This window comes from Arenimonas aestuarii (assembly GCF_054781715.1).
The window spans coordinates 844343-861105 of sequence record NZ_BAAGTW010000004.1 but is presented as its reverse complement, the minus strand read 5'-3'; the positions used below and the strand labels follow the sequence as shown (position 1 = coordinate 861105).

The following is a 16763-nucleotide window of genomic DNA, read 5'->3' as shown; positions in this document are numbered from 1 at the left end:
TCAGTCGCGCGACTGCAGCTTGGCCAGCAGGCGCAGGATTTCCAGGTACAGCCAGACCAGGGTGACCACCAGGCCGAAGGCGCCGTACCACTCCATGTACTTGGGCGCACCGGCTTCGGCGCCGGCTTCGATGAAGTCGAAGTCCAGCACCAGGTTCAGCGCGGCGATGACCACCACGAAGAGGCTGAAGGCGATGCCCATCGCACCCGACTCATGGATGAAGCCCATGCCCTCGAAGCCAAACATGCGCATGCCGATGTTGATCAGGTAGAGCAGGGCGATGCCACCCGTGGCGGCGACCACGCCCAGCTTGAAGTTTTCGGTGGCCTTGATCAGGCCCGACTTGTAGGCCATCAGCATCGCGGCCAGCACGCCCAGGGTCAGCATCACCGCCTGCATCACGATGCCGGGGAACTGGGCCTCGAAGAAGGCCGAGATGCCGCCCAGGAACAAACCCTCGAGCAGTGCGTAGATGGGTGCGCTGATGGGTGCCCAGGTCTTCTTGAAGACGGTGACGATGGCGACGATGAAGCCGCCGATGCCGCCCACCAGCAGCCAGGGCATCATCGCGCCCGGATTGGCGGGATCGAACAAGTTCCAGGTGTAGGCGGCCGTGGCCACGCACATCAGCAGCAGCAGGCCGGTCTTGTTGACCGTGCCGCCGAGGGTCATGACCTGGCTGGCGTCGCGGGAAACGACTTCGCCGCTGCCGACGTCGAGGAAGGTGTTCTGGTTGAGCGTGGGATTGCCGCTGCGCATGACTGGCTCCGGATGAGAGGCGGGACTGCCGCCGATGCTACCGGAGCGCAGGCCGGAACCGCCAGTTCAGGCGCCCGGGAGGTCTCCGCGACGTCGCCAGAAATGATCCAGCACGCAGGCCCCGCCCTTCCCGGGCCGGTAGGCGCCCAGCAAGGCCCCGTGCACGTAGTCGGTGGCGCTGGCGCAGGCCTCGCGCAGGTCCAGGCCGCGGCAGAGGTTGGCGGCAATGGCCGAGGCCAGGGTGCAGCCGGTGCCGTGGCCCTCGAGGTCAAGGCGGGGATGCTCGAACTCCAGCAGTGCCTCGCCGTCGTCGAAGCGGTCGACCATGGCACCGGTTCCGGGCAGGTGGCCGCCCTTGAGCAGGACGGCGCCACCACCCAGGGCGAGCAGCTCGACCAGCGCCGCCTCGGCGGCTTCGTCGTCGGGCACGGGGTGGCCAAGCAGCAGTTCGGCTTCGGGGATATTCGGGGTCAGCACCGTGGCCAGCGGGAGCAGGCGCCTGCGCAGTGCGTCCAGGGCGGCGTCCTCCAGCAGCTTCGCCCCGGACGTGGCGACCATCACCGGGTCCAGCACCACCGCGGCGGGCCGGTGCGCCTCGAGCGCGTCGGCCACCGCATTGATTATGCGGGCGTTGGCCAGCATGCCCAGCTTGACCGCCCCGATCTGGAAATCGGCGAAGCAGGCATCTATCTGCGCGCGCAGGAACCGCGCCGGCGGCACGTGCACGGCGGTTACGCCGCGGGTGTTCTGGGCGGTGAGCGCGGCGAGTGCGCTCAGGCCATGGACGCCATGGGCGGCAAAGGTCTTGAGGTCGGCCTGGATTCCCGCGCCGCCGCCGGAATCGGAGCCGGCGATGGTCAGCGCACAGACGGGGCGGTGGGTGCTCATGGGGGCATGGTCGCGGCAAGGCCGCGGCGCGTCCAGTGTCGTTTCAACGGCGCCGTCGCCACAGGCCGTAGGCCAGGCCGGTGCCGCCGGTCAGGGCGGCGGGCAGGTACAGCGCCGCATAGCCGGCGTGCGCAAACGCGAAGGCGCCGGCGACACCGCCGGCCAGGAAGGCGCTGATGATCACCAGGCACAGCCAGAGCCTTCGCCGGGCCAGCGGCAAGCCGCGCAGGGCATGGCCCAGCATGATGCCCAGGTCGGTGAACATGCCGCTGACATGCGAGGTGCGCACGACGGCGCCGCTGTAAGTGGTGGCCATGGCGTTCTGCAGGCCGATAGCGCCGGCGGCCAGCAGCGGGCCGGCGAACAGGCCGCGCTGGAACAGCGGCGCCGCCGCGGCCAGGAGCAGGGCTTCGAGGGTGAGCGCAATGCCGTAACGCCGACCCAGGCGCAGCACGCTGTCCTGGATCAGCAAGCCGCTGAGCGCGGCGCCGGCAACAAAGGCAAGCACCATGCCTGCCAGCTGCAGCGCGGCACCGCCGTCGCCGCCGGCCAGCGCCGCGCCGAGCAGGGTGGTGGTGCCGGTGAGGTGGGTGATGGCCTGGTGTTCGAAGCCCAGGTAGCCCACCACGTTCACCATGCCGGCGACAAAGGCCAGGGCGGCGGCGCCTGCCCAGACCCAGGTCGCCAGCCGTTCTGCCATGGGACTACAGGACCTCGGAGGCGTAGTCGGCCAGGCGTGAACGTTCGCCGCGGCGCAGGGTGATGTGGGCGCTGTGGCTCCAGTTCTTGAACCGGTCCACGGCGTAGGTCAGGCCCGAGGTGGTTTCGGTGAGGTAAGGCGTGTCGATCTGCTCGACGTTGCCCATGCAGATGATCTTGGTGCCGGGGCCGGCGCGGGTGACCAGGGTCTTCATCTGCTTGGGCGTGAGGTTCTGCGCCTCGTCGACGATGACCCAGCGGTTGAGGAAGGTGCGGCCGCGCATGAAGTTCATCGAGCGGATCTTGATCCGGCTGGCCAGCAGTTCGTTGGTGGCGCCGCGGCCCCAGCTGCCGTGGTCCTCGGTGTGGGTCAGCACTTCGAGGTTGTCGGTCAGCGCGCCCATCCAGGGCGTCATTTTTTCTTCCTCGGTGCCGGGCAGGAAACCGATGTCCTCGCCGACGCTGACCGTGGCGCGGGTCATGATGATCTCGCGATAGCGCTGCACGTCCATGGTCTGGGTCAGGCCAGCGGCCAGCGCCAGCAGCGTCTTGCCGGTGCCGGCGGTGCCGAGCAGGGTGACGAAATCGATTTCCGGGTCCATCAGCGCATTGAAGGCGAAGTTCTGCTCGCGGTTGCGCGCGTTGATGCCCCAGACCTGGTGCTGCGGGTTGCGGAAGTCGTCGACGATCTGCAGCACGGCCTTGTCGTCGTCCAGCCGGGCGACCTTCATCTCGACTTCGTCGTCGCCGGGCATGTACAGGAACTGGTTCGGATACCAGCCGTCGTCCTCCTTGCGCGCCACTTCGTAGAAGGTGCGGCCGCGGTCGGTCCAGCTGCGCAGGCTGCCTTCGTGCAGTTCCCAGAAATCCTCGGGAAGCTCCGTGGCGCCAGTGAAGAGCAGGTTGAAGTCGTCGATCGCGCGGTCGTTTTCGTAGTCCTCGGCCTTGACGCCGCAGATCGAGGCCTTGATGCGCAGGTTGATGTCCTTGGACACCAGGACCACCGGCACGCCGGGGTGGTCTTCGATCAGCTGCAGGATCGAACCGAGGATCTGGTTGTCCGGCAGCACGGTGCCAAAACGCTTGCCGACCTCGACCGGCTTGAGCTGGAACATCAGGCGGCCGATGGCTTCGGCCGAGCGCAGCTGCAGTCCCTGCGGGCGCACCAGCTTCACGCCTTCGTCGATGCTGTCGCTGCCGTGGGCGACGATGATCTCGTTGAGGAACCGGCTGACCTGGCGGGCGTTGCGGCTGGCTTCCGAGTGGCCCTTCTTGCCGTTGTCCAGCTCCTCCAGGACCATCATCGGGATGAAGACGTCGTGTTCCTCGAATTTGAACAGGGCGGTGGGGTCGTGCATCAGCACGTTGGTGTCCAGGACGTAGATTCGCTTGGATCGGGTCATGGGCTTCTCGGGCTAGGGGCGTGGGCCCCGGAAAGGACAGCGCCGCCGAAGCTCGCGGAGCGAGTCGGCAGCGGGGATGTTGGAGAGCAGGGTCACTTTGCCTTGGCGGCCTGCTGGTGCTGCTTGAGCGATTCGTACACGGCGTCGGCGTGGCCGGCCACCTTCACCTTGCGCCATGCGTCGGCGACGCGGCCCTGCGGGTCGAGCAGGAAGGTGCTGCGCTCGATGCCCAGCACCTTGCGGCCGTACATGTTCTTTTCCTTGATGACGTCGAAGGCCTTGCACAGGGCCTCGTCGGCGTCGGACACGAGGTCGAAGCGGAAACCCTGCTTTTCGCAGAAGTTGGCGTGCGACTTCACGGAATCACGCGACACGCCAAGCACCTCGGCCCCGGCGCGGCGGAATTTCGTGAGCAGGGCGTTGAAGTCGTTGCCCTCGGTGGTGCAGCCGGGCGTGGAGTCCTTCGGATAGAAGTACAGCACCAGCCACTTGCCGCGGTAGTCGGAGAGCCTGGCGGACTGGCCGCTGCCCAGGGTGAGCGGGAAATCGGAGGTCTTTTCGCCAATTCCGGTCATCGCGTCCTCAGAATTTCATCGGGTCCATGATGGCGTCGAGGTTGAGGTGGTCGCAGAACTCGAGGAAGTCGTCGCGCAGCGCCGCGATGTGCATGTTCGCGGGGATACCGATCGTGACCTGGGCGGAAAACATGTCGGCACCGGTCTGCATCGCGCGGTAGCGCGAACTGTGCAGGTTCTCGACGGTGATGCCCTGGCGGTCGAAGAAGTCCGCGAGCTGGAACAGGATGCCGGGTTTGTCGGCCGCCACCACCTCGACGATGTAGGGCAGCAGGTTCGACTGCGGGGCCTTGGGGCCAGTGCGGTACCAGACCAGCTTGTAGCCGTCTTCGCGCTCGAGCCGGCCGAGCATGGCCTCGAGCTTGGCCACCGCGTCCCAGGATCCCACCGCCAGCGCGGTGACCGAGACGTCGCGGCCAACGGTGGTGAGGCGGGCATCGACCAGATTGCAGCCGCTGTCCGAAATGCGGCGGCTGACCGACAACAGCGGCGACTGCGGATGCGTGGTGTACGCGCTTATCAGCAGATGGTTCTCGTTGGCGGTCGGGCGTGCGGCAGGGTCGGTCAAAGCGAAGGTCCAAGGGGGCGCGGCAGGGGGCGCGCCTGGATGTCCCGGCCAGCATACTTGCCGCCGCTTTGAGCCCGCAAGTAAGATCGCAGGCAGTCCCTGCAAGGCATTCATTTTGCAACTTTCCGGCAGCATCACCGCCCTGGCGACACCGTTCACGGCCGAGGGCGAACCCGATTTCGAGGCCTGGTCGCGGCTGATCGACCTCCAGCTCGACGCAGGCACCGCCGGCATCGTCGTCGCCGGCTCCACCGGCGAGGCCGCCGCGCTTACCGATGCCGAGTACATGGCGCTGCTTCGGGCCGCGGTCGCGCAGGTGGCGGGACGCATCCCGGTCCTGGCCGGCACGGGGCACTCCAACACCGCCAAGACCATCATCCAGACCCGCCTGGCCCGCGAGGGCGGGGCCGACATCGCGCTGGTGGTCACGCCGCCCTACGTGCGGCCGACGCCCGAGGGCCTGGTGGCCCACTACCGCGCCGTCGCCGACCAGGGCGGCCTGCCCGTGGTGCTCTACAACGTGCCTGGCCGCACCGGCTGCGACATGTCGCCGGACGTGGTCGCGCAGCTTTGCAGCCACGACAACATCATCGGCCTGAAGGAAGCGCGTGGCGACGAGGAGCGCTGGCAGGCCCTGCACCCGCTGGCGGGCAAGGGCTTCGCGCTGCTCAGCGGCGACGACCCGACCTTCGTGCGCGCGATGCTCGGAGGCGCCGCCGGCGTCATTTCCGTGGCATCGAACGTCGTGCCACGCGCCTTCGCCCGGCTCTGCCAGCTGGCCAGGTCCGGTGAGGCAGACCAGGCCCGGGCGCTGGACGCGCGCCTGGCCGGCCTGAACGACTTCCTCGGCGTCGAGCCCAACCCGATCCCGGTCAAGGCCATCCTGGCCCGCCAGGGCATCGGCCACGGGCTGCGCCTGCCGCTGCTGCCGCTTTCCCAGGCCCACGCCGCCGCCGCCGATGCGATGGCGGCGCTGTGCGAACAGATCGAATCCGAACTGAAGTAACCTTGCCGATTGAATCCCCGCGAGCGCGGACCACCGCGCCGCTCCCCAGGAGAACCCCATGACCGCCGCCACCCTTTCCTTCCGTCCGCTGATGGTCGCCACCCTGGCCGTGGCCGTGCTCGCCTCCAGCGGCTGCAGCTGGATCCGCAGCAAGTGGGGCAACGAGGCCGAATACCAGGCCAGCCGCCAGAACCAGCCGCTGGAAGTGCCGCCGGGCCTGGACGTGCCGTCCACCGCCGGTGCCGTCACCGTGCCCGCGGCCAACCCGAACGCGCCGCGCGCCGCGGTGGGCGAGGGCGTGCCCTCGGCCTCGGAGGGCCAGGCCTACGTCGAGGGCATCGAGTCCTTCATGCTGGCCGACTCCGTGAACAGCAGCTGGCGCCGCATTGGCATTGCCCTGGGCAAGATCGAGGGCGCCAGCATTGGCGAACGCGCGCAGCTGCTCAACAGCTACGAAGTCAGCTACAAGGGCGTCACGGTGCTGGTGCGGGCCGAAGCGGCCGATGGCCAGACCCGCGTCGTCGCCCTGGGTTCGGATGGCCAGCCGATTCGCAGCGGCGTCGCCACCGAACTGCTGGCGGTGCTCAAGGCCCGCCTGGGCTGAATCAGCGCTTGAGCTGGTCGAGCTTGCCCGTCTTGCCGTCCCACTCGGCGGCATCGGGCAGCGGATCCTTGCGGGTGGTGATCACCGGCCAGTCCGCGGACAGCTCGGCATTGAGCGCGATGTAGCCTTCCTGGCCGGCCGGCACGTCGTCTTCCGGGTAAATCGCCTTGGCCGGGCACTCAGGCTCGCACAGGGTGCAGTCGATGCACTCTTCGGGGTCGATCACCAGGAAGTTCGGGCCCTCGTGGAAACAGTCCACCGGGCAGACCTCGACGCAGTCGGTGTACTTGCAGCGGATGCAGTTCTCGGTGACGACGAAGGGCATTGGGTTTCCCGGTTCTGGCGAGTCTGGCCCGCCATTCTAGCGCCGGGGGCCGGCAACGAAGAAGGCCCGGCATGGCCGGGCCTTCGGAATGGGTGGCGCTCCCTAGGGGACTCGAACCCCTGTTCCAGCCTTGAGAGGGCCGTGTCCTAGGCCACTAGACGAAGGGAGCGCGGATGGCGAAGCGATGAAGCGGGCGTTAGTATAGCGGGCTTGATCGCCCGCGGGAAGCCAGATGGCCCCGGGGGTCCGCCCGCCGCGCAAGGATCCCGCGCCGCTTCCAGCCCATGACGGACACCGCCATTCCAAGCCTGAACCCGCCCCAGGTCGTGCCGCGCGCCGAGCACGGCATCTCCCGCAAGGACATCAGCCCCAACGCGCTGCGCGTGTTGTACCGGCTGCGTGACGGCGGCTTCCAGGGTTATCTGGTCGGCGGCGCCGTGCGCGACCTGCTCGCCGGCGGCCACCCCAAGGATTTCGACGTCGCCACCGACGCCACGCCCGAGCAGGTCAAGCAGTTGTTCCGCAACTGCCGCCTCATCGGCCGCCGCTTCCGGTTGGCGCACGTGGTTTATGGTCGCGAGATCATCGAGGTCGCCACCTTCCGGGCCAACAGCTCCAACGACACCGATGACCGCGAAACCGACGACGGTGGCCGCCTGCTGCGCGACAACGTCTACGGCACGATCGAAGACGACGCCGTGCGCCGCGATTTCACCGCCAACGCGCTGTATTACACGGTCGAGGATTTTTCGGTGCGCGATTACGTCGGCGGTTACGCCGACGTGCGCGACCGCGTGCTGCGGCTCATCGGCGACCCGGTCGAACGCTATCGCGAAGACCCCGTGCGCATGCTGCGTGCGGCGCGCCTTTCGGCGAAACTGGGGTTCACCATCGCGCCGGAAGCGGCGCAGCCGATCCCCGAACTGGCGGGGCTGCTGTCGTCGGCGCCGCCCGCGCGCCTGTTCGACGAGTGCCTGAAGATGTTCCTGGCCGGCCACGCCGAAAAGAGCTTCCTCACGCTCGAGCAGCTCGGCCTGATGCCGGCGCTGTTCCCTGAAACCGCCAAGGCCCTGGCCACCAACCGCAGCGGCGCGCTGCGCGCCATGGTGCTGCAGGCCCTTCGCAGCACCGACGCGCGCATCGCCCAGGACAAGCCGGTCACGCCGGCCTTCCTGTTCGCCGCGCTTCTGTGGCCGGCCTATTGCCGCGAGCTGGCCCTGCTGCAGGCCCAGGGCGTGGACAGCACCGTTGCCCAGCAGCGGGCCGCCGACCGCGTCACCCTGCACCAGGCCCAGCGCATCGCGCTGCCGCGGCGGTTCTCGCTGCCGATGCAGGAAATCTGGCTGCTGCAGACCCGCTTCACGCAGCGCGTGCGCAAGCGCGTGTTCCGCCTGCTGGCGCACCCGCGCTTCCGCGCCGCTTTCGATTTCCTCGAACTCCGCGCGAGTGCGGCACCGGACGTGGCCGAGGACCTGGCCTTCTGGCGGGATGCCCAGGCCCAGGCGCCCGAACAACTGGCCAGCCGTCTGTCGCCCAAGACGCTGCCGCGCGGCGCCCACGACGAAGTGGACGGGGAACCCGGCGACGCCGGGGATGACGACGACCGCGGGCCGCGCCGCCGGCCGCGCCGCCGCCGGCGCAAGCCCGCGGGCGGCAGTCCCGAGTGAATCCCGCCGCCCCGGTCCCGGCCTGGGTCGCCATCGGCGGCAACCAGGGCGAGGTCCGGACCACGCTGGAAGCCGCCATCGACGCCATCGACGCGCTTGCCGGCACGTGCGTGCTGCAGCGTTCGGCGCTTTACCGCACGCCGGCCTGGGGCCGGACCGACCAGCCGGACTTCATCAACGGCGTGATCGCGGTCGAAACCGTGCTCGCCGCCCCGGACTTGCTGGCGGAATTGCTGGGCATCGAGAGGCGGTTCGGTCGACGTCGCGACGAAGACGCCGGGCGCTGGGGGCCGCGCACGCTCGACCTCGACCTGCTGCTCTACGACGACCAGGTGCTTGAACTGCCTGGCCTGAGCCTGCCGCACCCGCGGCTGCACGAACGCGCCTTCGTGCTGGTGCCCCTGGCCGACATCGCGCCTGGCCTGGTGGTGCCGGGGCGGGGTCGGGTGGACGAGTTGCTCGCGAAGGTGGATGCGTCGGGCATTCAAGCGATACCTTAGACGTTCCCCACCCTGGACGCCGCCATGTACGCCAACGAGCAAAAGGCCGCGCCGCGCCCGCGGCTGACGGTACCCGGGCTGCGCCGCATGAAGGCCGAGGGCCGGCGCATCGCCTCGGTCACTGCCTACGACGCCGGTTTCGCGCGCTGCGTGGACAGCGCCGGCCTGGATTTCGTTCTGGTCGGCGATTCGCTGGGCATGGTCTGCCAGGGTCACGACAGCACCCTGCCGGTCACCGTCGCCGACATTGCCTACCACGTCACCTGCGTCGCACGCGGCCTGTCGTCGGCCTTGCTGGTGGCCGACCTGCCGTTCCAGGCCGATGCCACGCCCGGGCACGCGCTGGAAGCGTCCACGCGATTCCTGCAGGCCGGCGCGGCCATGGTCAAGCTCGAAGGGGCCGGACCGAAGCTCGAAGTGATCCGCTTCCTGTCCGAGCGTGAAATCCCGGTCTGTGCGCACCTGGGCCTGACGCCGCAGTCGGTGCTTCGCCTGGGCGGTTACAAAGTGCAGGGCCGCGAACAGGCCGCGGCCGATCGCCTTGCCGCCGACGCCCGCGCGGTCGCCGACGCCGGCGCCGACATGCTGGTGCTCGAATGCGTGCCTTCGCCCCTGGCAAAACGCATCACCGCCGACGTGGACATTCCCACCATCGGCATTGGTGCCGGCCCGGACTGCGACGGCCAGATCCTGGTGCTTCACGACCTGCTTGGCCTCAATAGCGGCCACCGGCGCCCGCGTTTCGTCAAGGATTTCCTGGCCGAAGGCGGCTCCATCGAAGGCGCCCTGCGCGCATATGCCGATGCGGTGCGCGACGGCAGCTTTCCCGCCCCCGAACACGGATACGCATGATGCAAACCCATGACACGCTGGCGTCCCTGCGCGCGCAGCTTCGCCAATGGCGTCGGGAAGGTGCCAGCGTCGGCTTCGTGCCGACCATGGGCAACCTGCATGCCGGGCACTTCGCCCTGGTCGAGCTTGCCCGCAGGCACGCCGACAAGGTGGTCGCCAGCATCTTCGTCAACCCCACGCAGTTCGGGCCAAACGAGGATTACGCGCTGTATCCACGCACCCCCCGGCACGACATCGACGCGCTGGCCGAGAACAAATGCGACGCGCTGTTCCTGCCCGACGTCGAGCAGATGTACCCCTTCGGCACCATGGGCTGCGTACAGATGCATGTGCCCGGCATCACCGACATCCTCTGCGGCGCGCACCGCCCCGGGCACTTCAACGGCGTTGCCCAGGTGGTGGCGCGGCTGTTCAACATGGTCCAGCCCGACCTGGCCGTGTTCGGCCGCAAGGACTACCAGCAGCTGCAGGTGATCCGCTACATGGCCCGCGAAATGAGTTTTCCGGTCGAGATCATTCCCGCGCCGACGCTTCGCGAGCCCGATGGACTGGCCATGAGCTCGCGCAACCAATACCTGCAGGGCGACCAGCGCCAGACCGCCACGCACATCCACCGCACGCTGCTGTTCATGCGCGACGCCGCCCGCCAGGGACTTCCGGTGCGCGGCATCGAGGACGAAGCCCTGTCGCGGCTCGAGGCCGCCGGCTTCGACGTCGACTACGTCGAGGTGCGGCGCGCCGACCTGTCGCGGCCACGTTCGCCGGACGAGCCGGGCCTGCTTGCGCTGGTCGCGGCGCGCCTGGGACGCACCCGGCTGATCGACAACCTCGCGTTCGACGACGAATGAACCGGCACGCCGCTTCCTGGAAACCCGCATGCTGAATGCCGATCACTGGCAGGCCCTGAAACAGCACGGCGAGCGCCTGGCCGCCAAGCCGCTGGCTGCGCTGATGGCCGAGGAGCCGGCGCGGGCCGGCACCTGGGCGCTGCGGGTTGGCCCGATCCACGCCTGCTTCGCGCGCCAGCGCATCGACGACGCGGCCTGGGCGCACCTGCAGTCGCTGGCCAACGCGGCGGGCCTGGGTCCGGCCCTGGTGGCCCTGTTCGACGGCGAGGTGGTCAATTCGACCGAAGGGCGTCCGGCCCTGCACAGCGCCCTGCGTGGCGACGTGGGGCAGGGCGCCGCCGCCCGCGCCGCGGCGGCGCAGGCGCGCGAGGCCCGTGATCGTGTCGACCAGCTGCATGCGCAGCTGGCCCAGGGTCCGGTGACCGACATCGTCAGCGTCGGCATCGGCGGCAGCGACCTCGGTCCCAGGCTGGCCGTGGACGCGCTGCGCGACTTCCACGACGGCCGCTTCCGCGTGCACTTCCTGACCAACGTGGACGGCAGCGCCGCCCGCCACCTGCTGGCCGACCTGGACCCGGCGCGCACGGCCGGCATCCTGGTTTCCAAGAGCTTCGGCACCCAGGAAACCCTGCTCAACGGCGCCATCCTGCGTGACTGGCTGGGCGGCGCCGACCGCCTGTACGCGGTCAGCGCCAACATCGCGCGCACGCAGGCGTTCGGCATCGCGCCGGACCGGGTGCTGCCGATGTGGGATTGGGTCGGTGGGCGGTATTCGCTGTGGTCGGCGGTGGGTTTCGCGCTGCAGCTGGCGATCGGCCACGACGGGTTTGCCCGCCTGCTCGAAGGCGCGGCGATGATGGACCGGCACGTGCGCGAAGCGCCGCCGGCACGCAACCTGGCGGCCTGGCACGGCCTGTTCGCGGTCTGGAACCGCAATGCGCTCGGCGCCGCCAGCCACGCGGTAATGCCCTACGACCAGCGGCTGGCCCTGCTGCCGGGTTTCCTCCAGCAGTTGGTGATGGAAAGCCTGGGCAAGTCGGTGCGGAAGGACGGCAGCCCGGTGCCCGTGCACACCGTTCCGGTGCTTTGGGGCGGCGCGGGCACCAATGCCCAGCACAGCTTTTTCCAGGCCCTGCACCAGGGCACGGACATCCTGCCGGCTGATTTCATCGGCGTGGTGCGGCCGGCACACGGATTCGACGACAGCCACCATGCGCTGCTGGCGAACCTGCTGGCGCAGTCCGAAGCGCTGGCCAACGGCTCGCCGTCGGACGATCCGCACAAACGTTATCCCGGCGGACGGCCGAACACGCTGCTGCTGCTCGACGAGCTGACGCCGTTTTCACTGGGCGCCCTGCTGGCGATGTACGAACACAGCGTCTATGTGCAGTCCGTGCTCTGGGGTATCAACGCCTTCGACCAGTGGGGCGTCGAGCTGGGCAAGAAGATCGCCGGCGAGCTGCTGCCGGCCGTGGCGGGCGACGCCGAGCCGGCGGACCCGGTCACCCGCGCGCTGGTCCACGAGATCCGCTCTCGGCGCTGAGGCTTCAGCTCTCGTGCCGGGCCAGGGCCCAGGCAACGTGTTCGCGAACGAGCGGGCTCGGGTGGTCCCGCCGCGAGGCCAGCGCCGAAAGCACGTCGGGTGTCGTCGGCGCATTTCCCAGGGCCACGGCGATGTTGCGCAGCCAGCCTTCGTGGCCGGTGCGACGGATCGCGGAGCCTTCGGTGCGCTGCAGGAATTCTTCTTCCTCCCACGCGAACAGCTCTGCCAGGCTGGCCTGGTCCAGGCCATTGCGGGCCCGGAAATCCGGTTCGTCGTGGCGCATGGCGAATTTGTTCCAGGGGCAGGCCAACTGGCAGTCATCGCAGCCGAAGATGCGGTTGCCGACCAGCGGGCGCAGCTCCTCGGGGATCGCCTCGCGCAGCTCGATGGTCAGGTAGCTGATGCAGCGGCGCGCATCCACCCGGTAAGGCGCGACGATGGCGCCGGTCGGGCAGACCTCGATGCAGCGGGTGCAGGTGCCGCAGTGCGCGCTGGCCGGTGCGTCCACCGGCAGCGGCAGGTCGGTGTAGATCTCGCCCAGGAAAAACCAGCTGCCGGCATTGCGGTTGATGAGGCAGCTGTGTTTTCCGATCCAGCCCAGGCCGGCGTCCCGGGCGAGCGCACGTTCAAGCACCGGTGCCGAATCAACGAAGGCGCGATAACCGAAAGGTCCAGTCTGCGCGGCGATGCGGTCGGCCAGTTTCTGCAGGCGGTTGCGCATCAGCTTGTGGTAGTCCCGGCCCAGGGCATATCGCGCCACGTAGGCGCGCTCACCGTCGGCCAGGGTCTCCCAGGCCGCCTCGTCCTCGTCGGTGCCGTAGTCGAGTCGCACCGACACCACGCGCACGGTGCCGGGCACCAGCTCGGCGGGCCGTGAGCGCTTGTCGCCGTGACGGGCCATGTACTCCATGCGGCCATGCTGGCCCTTGGCCAGCCAGTCGCGCAGGTGGCCGGCGTCCTGGTCCAGGGAAATGCCGGCGATGCCGACCTGCTGGAAGCCAAGCTCCGCGCCCCAGGCCTTGATGGCCTGGGCCAGTGCGAACATGTCGGACGGGTCGTGCATGCCGGCGAGTATAGAATCCCGGGATGGCCGACATGTTCCCCCTCTACCGCGCCGCCCAGGTGCGCGCGATGGACCGACGCGCGATCGAGCAGTGGGGCATCCCCGCGCTTGAACTGATGAATCGTGCCGGCGCCGCGGCCTGGGCGCTGCTGCAGGCCCGGTGGCCGCAGGCGCGTCGCATCGGCGTGGCCTGTGGCCCGGGCAACAACGGCGGCGATGGTTACGTGCTGGCGCGCCTGGCGCGCGAAGCCGGCTGCGTGGTGCACGCGCTGTCGGCGCCCGGCGGCCAGCCGCGCCGCAATCCGGCCCGGGCCGCGCTCGCGGCGTGGCGCGCGGCCGGCGGGCGCGTCGAGTCCTTCGACGGCATGCTGCCGGACGTGGATGTCTGGGTGGATGCGATTTACGGCATCGGCCTGTCGCGACCGCCATCGGAGGCCGTGCGCGCGCTCATCGAACGCATCAATGCCAGCCGCCGCCCGGTGCTGGCGCTGGACGTTCCCTCCGGCCTGGATGCCGACCGCGGCCATGCCGACGGGGTGGTGGTCGAGGCCCACCTGACCCTGTCCTTCATCGCAGCCAAGCAGGGCCTCTACACCGGGCAGGCACGCGACGTCGACGGCGACGTCCAGCTTGACCGGCTGGGCCTGCCGGCGATCGATACCGACCAGGACCCGCCTTCGGCCTGGCTGGTCCGGGACAGGGATCTGTCTGCCTGGCTGGCGCCGCGCCACGCCAATGCGCACAAGGGCGAACATGGCCACGTGCTGTGCGTCGGCGGCGAAGTGGGCATGGGCGGGGCGGTGCGACTGTGCGCCGAAGCCGCGCTGCGCACCGGCGTCGGCCTGGCCAGCGTCGCGACCCGCAGCGCTGGCGTCGCCGCGCTGGTGGCTGCCCGCCCCGAAGCGATGACCCATGCCGTCGAAGACGCCCAGGCGCTGGCGCCGCTGCTCGAACGCGCCAGCGTGCTGGCCGTGGGTCCGGGCCTGGGCCAGGGTGACTGGGGCCGGGAATTGCTCTCGGCCGCCCTCGCCACCGGCAAGCCGGCCGTGCTCGACGCCGATGCGCTGAACCTGCTGGCGGCCGTCCCGGAGGAGCTGCCCCAGGCGGTGCTCACCCCGCATCCCGGCGAGGCCGGCCGGCTGCTTGGCTGCAGCACCGCGGACGTCCAGGCCGACCGCTTCGCGGCCGCCGCCGCCATGGCGACGCGCTACCGCGCCGTGGTGGTGCTCAAGGGGGCCGGCAGCCTGGTCGCGGCCCCCGGCCGGGTGCCGGTGGTCATCGGCGCCGGCAATCCGGGCATGGCCACCGGCGGCATGGGCGACGTGCTTTCCGGCGTCATCGCCTCGCTGCTGGCGCAGGGGCTGCCCGCCTTCGAGGCCGCCGTGGCCGGGGCGCTGCTGCACGCGACCGCCGGCGACGCCGCCGCCGGCGTCGACGGCGAACGTGGCCTGCTGCCTTCCGACCTGTTCCCGCACCTGCGCCGCCTGGCCAACCCGGCATGAGCGAGCGCGACGTCCTCCTGGCCGACCCCGCGGCCACCGACGACCTGGCACGGCGACTGGCCGGCTGCCAGCCCGAGGGCGCGGTGGTTTTCCTCGATGGCCCGCTGGGGGCCGGCAAATCGAGCCTGGCCCGTGCCTGGCTGCGCGCCCTGGGCGTCACCGGCGCGGTGAAAAGCCCGACCTACACCCTGGTCGAGCGTTACCCGCTACCCGCCGGCGGGGAAGCGGCGCACCTGGACCTCTACCGGCTTGCCCAGGCCGACGAACTGGACTTCCTGGCCCTTGATGAACTGGCCGACGCCCGCCTGTGGCTGGTCGAATGGCCCGAACGGGGCGCGCTGGGCCTGCCGCCGCCCGACCTGCGCATCTGGCTGGCCATGGCCGGGGCCGGGCGCCAGGCCCGGCTGCAGGCCACCAGCGCCCGGGGCGAGGCCTGGCTGGCCGCGATCACCGGATAGTGTGTTTGGGAGCACCTTCTTACCCATTTCCTAGGAAGGTGGGGCAGGTCCCGGATTCCAAAGGAAAAAGTCCTTGCATTCCCTGGGGCGCGGTGCTTCAATCGGCCCCATGCGCCGGATCCGGGTCCTTGCCATCTCTTTCGCCGCCCTGCTGGGCGGCGCCGCCTCCGTGGCCCAGGCCGCGCAGCTGCGGGGCGTCACCCTGGTCGAAGGGGAAACCGGCACCCACGCCGTGCTCGATCTTTCGGCCCCGGCCGACTACAAGGTGTTCACCCTGGCCAACCCGCACCGCCTGGTGCTGGACCTCTCGGGCTCCTCGGTGGCCGGTGGTTTCCGGGTCCCGTCGCCCAATGGCCTGGTCTCGGGCGTTCGCACCGGCAAACCCGCCGAGGGTGACCTGCGCGTGGTGCTCGACCTGGGCAGCGCCGTGCAGCCTCGCAGCCGCATCGAACGCGAAGGGGACTCGGCCCGCCTGATCGTCGAACTGATTTCCAGCGAGCGCTCCAGCGGCACGCCCGCGGTCGCGCGCACGCTCGAGGACGTCATCGGCCCGGGCGAGCGCAAGCTCGTCATTGCCATCGATGCCGGCCACGGCGGCAAGGATCCGGGTGCGATCGGTCCGAGCCGCAAGTATGAGAAGGACATCACCCTGGCGATGGCGCGTGAACTCGCCCGCCAGGTGAATGCCGACCCGGGCATGGAAGCCTTCCTGGTGCGCGACGGCGACGTGTTCATCCCGCTGCACGAGCGCTACCAGAAGGCCCGCGAGGCCCAGGCCGACCTGTTCATTTCGGTGCACGCCGATGCCGCGCACAACAAAGCGGCCAGCGGCGCTTCGGTGTACGTGCTGTCGCTGCGCGGCGCCTCGTCGGAAGCCGCGCGCTGGCTGGCCGACCAGGAAAACGCCGCCGACCTGGTGGGCGGGGTTTCGCTCGACGCGCGCGACAAGAACCTGGCCGCCGTGCTGCTCGACCTCTCCCAGAACGCGACCATGCGCGTGTCCGACGACGTCGCCGACGAAGTGCTGTCGGCGCTCAAGGGCATGGGCAAGACCCACAAGAAGCAGATCGAACGCGCGAATTTCGTCGTGCTGCGTTCGCCTGACGTGCCCTCCATGCTGGTCGAGACCGGCTTCATCACCAACCCTGGTGAAGAAACCCGCCTTTCCGACCCGGCCTACCGCGGCCGCATGGCCAGCGCCATTGTTTCTGGCGTGCGCAGCTACTTTGCCAACCAGGCCCCCCCGGGGACCTGGTACGCCGCGCGCCAGGGCACGCTGGGCGGCAGCCGCCACCACGTGGTGAGCCGCGGCGAAACCCTGAGCCTGATCGCCCAGCGGCACGGCGTTCCGATGAATTCGATCCGCGCCGCCAACCGCCTGAAGGGCGACACCGTGAAGATCGGCGAGCGCCTGACCATTCCGGCGGCCAGCGCCACGCTGGCCGGTCTGCCGGAGTAAGCCGCGCCCCCGCTGTTATCATCGGGCCTGTTTCCGTACAGGCC

Annotated in this window: 17 protein-coding genes, 1 tRNA gene and 1 pseudogene; 10 read left to right on the top strand and 9 right to left on the bottom strand. The window is 69.7% G+C overall.

Features of this window, described 5'->3' with window-relative positions:
- The 6 genes from ACYVJH_RS04945 to ACYVJH_RS04920 all read right to left on the bottom strand — a co-directional run bounded on the left by ACYVJH_RS04945 (position 1) and on the right by ACYVJH_RS04920 (position 4892).
- The gene (locus ACYVJH_RS04945; protein WP_460453528.1) at positions 1–759 is read right to left on the bottom strand and encodes a Bax inhibitor-1/YccA family protein; all 759 of its coding nucleotides are present in this window, start codon (positions 757–759) and stop codon (positions 1–3) included.
- A gap of 66 nt (positions 760–825) precedes the next feature.
- Positions 826–1647 carry a bifunctional hydroxymethylpyrimidine kinase/phosphomethylpyrimidine kinase gene (thiD, locus tag ACYVJH_RS04940; protein WP_460453527.1) on the bottom strand — a complete coding sequence of 274 codons (822 nt, stop codon included), beginning with the start codon at positions 1645–1647 and terminating at the stop codon, positions 826–828.
- A gap of 43 nt (positions 1648–1690) precedes the next feature.
- On the bottom strand, positions 1691–2347 hold the full coding sequence (locus ACYVJH_RS04935; protein WP_460453526.1) for a YoaK family protein: 657 nt from the start codon (positions 2345–2347) through the stop codon (positions 1691–1693).
- 4 nt (positions 2348–2351) lie between these two features.
- Positions 2352–3749 (bottom strand): PhoH family protein, encoded by a 1398-nt coding sequence (locus tag ACYVJH_RS04930; RefSeq protein WP_460453525.1) that lies wholly within the window; start codon positions 3747–3749, stop codon positions 2352–2354.
- A 92-nt stretch (positions 3750–3841) separates the two neighbouring features.
- Positions 3842–4324 carry a peroxiredoxin gene (locus ACYVJH_RS04925; RefSeq protein ID WP_460453524.1) on the bottom strand — a complete coding sequence of 161 codons (483 nt, stop codon included), beginning with the start codon at positions 4322–4324 and terminating at the stop codon, positions 3842–3844.
- Positions 4325–4331: 7 nt separating this feature from the next.
- The gene (locus ACYVJH_RS04920) at positions 4332–4892 is read right to left on the bottom strand and encodes a glycine cleavage system transcriptional repressor (RefSeq protein WP_229668443.1); all 561 of its coding nucleotides are present in this window, start codon (positions 4890–4892) and stop codon (positions 4332–4334) included.
- Between the two features lie 115 nt (positions 4893–5007).
- On the opposite strand from ACYVJH_RS04920, the gene dapA reads away from it, so the two are divergent.
- A complete protein-coding gene (gene dapA, locus ACYVJH_RS04915; protein WP_460453523.1) occupies positions 5008–5898 on the top strand; it encodes a 4-hydroxy-tetrahydrodipicolinate synthase in 891 nt (296 codons plus the stop codon).
- A gap of 58 nt (positions 5899–5956) precedes the next feature.
- A complete protein-coding gene (locus ACYVJH_RS04910) occupies positions 5957–6502 on the top strand; it encodes a hypothetical protein (protein WP_460453522.1) in 546 nt (181 codons plus the stop codon).
- A 1-nt stretch (position 6503) separates the two neighbouring features.
- On the opposite strand, the gene fdxA is transcribed toward ACYVJH_RS04910, so the two are convergent.
- Together fdxA and ACYVJH_RS04900 are read right to left on the bottom strand one after the other, a co-directional pair.
- Positions 6504–6827 (bottom strand): ferredoxin FdxA, encoded by a 324-nt coding sequence (fdxA, locus tag ACYVJH_RS04905; RefSeq protein WP_460453521.1) that lies wholly within the window; start codon positions 6825–6827, stop codon positions 6504–6506.
- Between the two features lie 93 nt (positions 6828–6920).
- A tRNA-Glu gene (locus ACYVJH_RS04900) sits at positions 6921–6996 on the bottom strand.
- A gap of 154 nt (positions 6997–7150) precedes the next feature.
- On the opposite strand from ACYVJH_RS04900, the pseudogene pcnB reads away from it, so the two are divergent.
- The 5 genes and pseudogenes from pcnB to pgi form a co-directional block, all read left to right on the top strand.
- Positions 7151–8494 (top strand): annotated as a pseudogene (pcnB, locus tag ACYVJH_RS04895) (polynucleotide adenylyltransferase PcnB); the annotation flags it as partial.
- The gene (folK, locus tag ACYVJH_RS04890; protein ID WP_460453520.1) at positions 8491–8994 is read left to right on the top strand and encodes a 2-amino-4-hydroxy-6-hydroxymethyldihydropteridine diphosphokinase; all 504 of its coding nucleotides are present in this window, start codon (positions 8491–8493) and stop codon (positions 8992–8994) included. The pseudogene pcnB and the gene folK, both read left to right, overlap by 4 nt.
- 24 nt (positions 8995–9018) lie before the next feature.
- On the top strand, positions 9019–9846 hold the full coding sequence (panB, locus tag ACYVJH_RS04885; RefSeq protein ID WP_460453519.1) for a 3-methyl-2-oxobutanoate hydroxymethyltransferase: 828 nt from the start codon (positions 9019–9021) through the stop codon (positions 9844–9846).
- Positions 9843–10694 carry a pantoate--beta-alanine ligase gene (panC, locus tag ACYVJH_RS04880; RefSeq protein WP_460453518.1) on the top strand — a complete coding sequence of 284 codons (852 nt, stop codon included), beginning with the start codon at positions 9843–9845 and terminating at the stop codon, positions 10692–10694. The genes panB and panC overlap by 4 nt, the downstream gene beginning before the upstream one ends.
- 28 nt (positions 10695–10722) lie before the next feature.
- Entirely contained in the window at positions 10723–12237 is a 1515-nt protein-coding gene (pgi, locus tag ACYVJH_RS04875; RefSeq protein ID WP_460453517.1) for a glucose-6-phosphate isomerase, read from the top strand.
- A 4-nt stretch (positions 12238–12241) separates the two neighbouring features.
- Here pgi and queG read toward each other — a convergent pair whose 3' ends face one another.
- A complete protein-coding gene (gene queG / locus ACYVJH_RS04870; protein WP_460453516.1) occupies positions 12242–13300 on the bottom strand; it encodes a tRNA epoxyqueuosine(34) reductase QueG in 1059 nt (352 codons plus the stop codon).
- Between the two features lie 23 nt (positions 13301–13323).
- Between queG and ACYVJH_RS04865 the strand changes: the two genes are divergently transcribed.
- The 3 genes from ACYVJH_RS04865 (at position 13324) to ACYVJH_RS04855 (ending at position 16719) form a co-directional block, all read left to right on the top strand.
- Positions 13324–14802: an NAD(P)H-hydrate dehydratase gene (locus ACYVJH_RS04865; RefSeq protein ID WP_460453515.1), complete on the top strand. Its 1479-nt coding sequence runs from the start codon at positions 13324–13326 to the stop codon at positions 14800–14802.
- Entirely contained in the window at positions 14799–15260 is a 462-nt protein-coding gene (gene tsaE / locus ACYVJH_RS04860; RefSeq protein WP_460453514.1) for a tRNA (adenosine(37)-N6)-threonylcarbamoyltransferase complex ATPase subunit type 1 TsaE, read from the top strand. Before ACYVJH_RS04865 ends, tsaE begins: the two co-directional genes overlap by 4 nt.
- Before the next feature lie 109 nt (positions 15261–15369).
- On the top strand, positions 15370–16719 hold the full coding sequence (locus ACYVJH_RS04855) for an N-acetylmuramoyl-L-alanine amidase (protein WP_460453513.1): 1350 nt from the start codon (positions 15370–15372) through the stop codon (positions 16717–16719).
- The last annotated feature ends 44 nt before the right edge of the window (positions 16720–16763 follow it).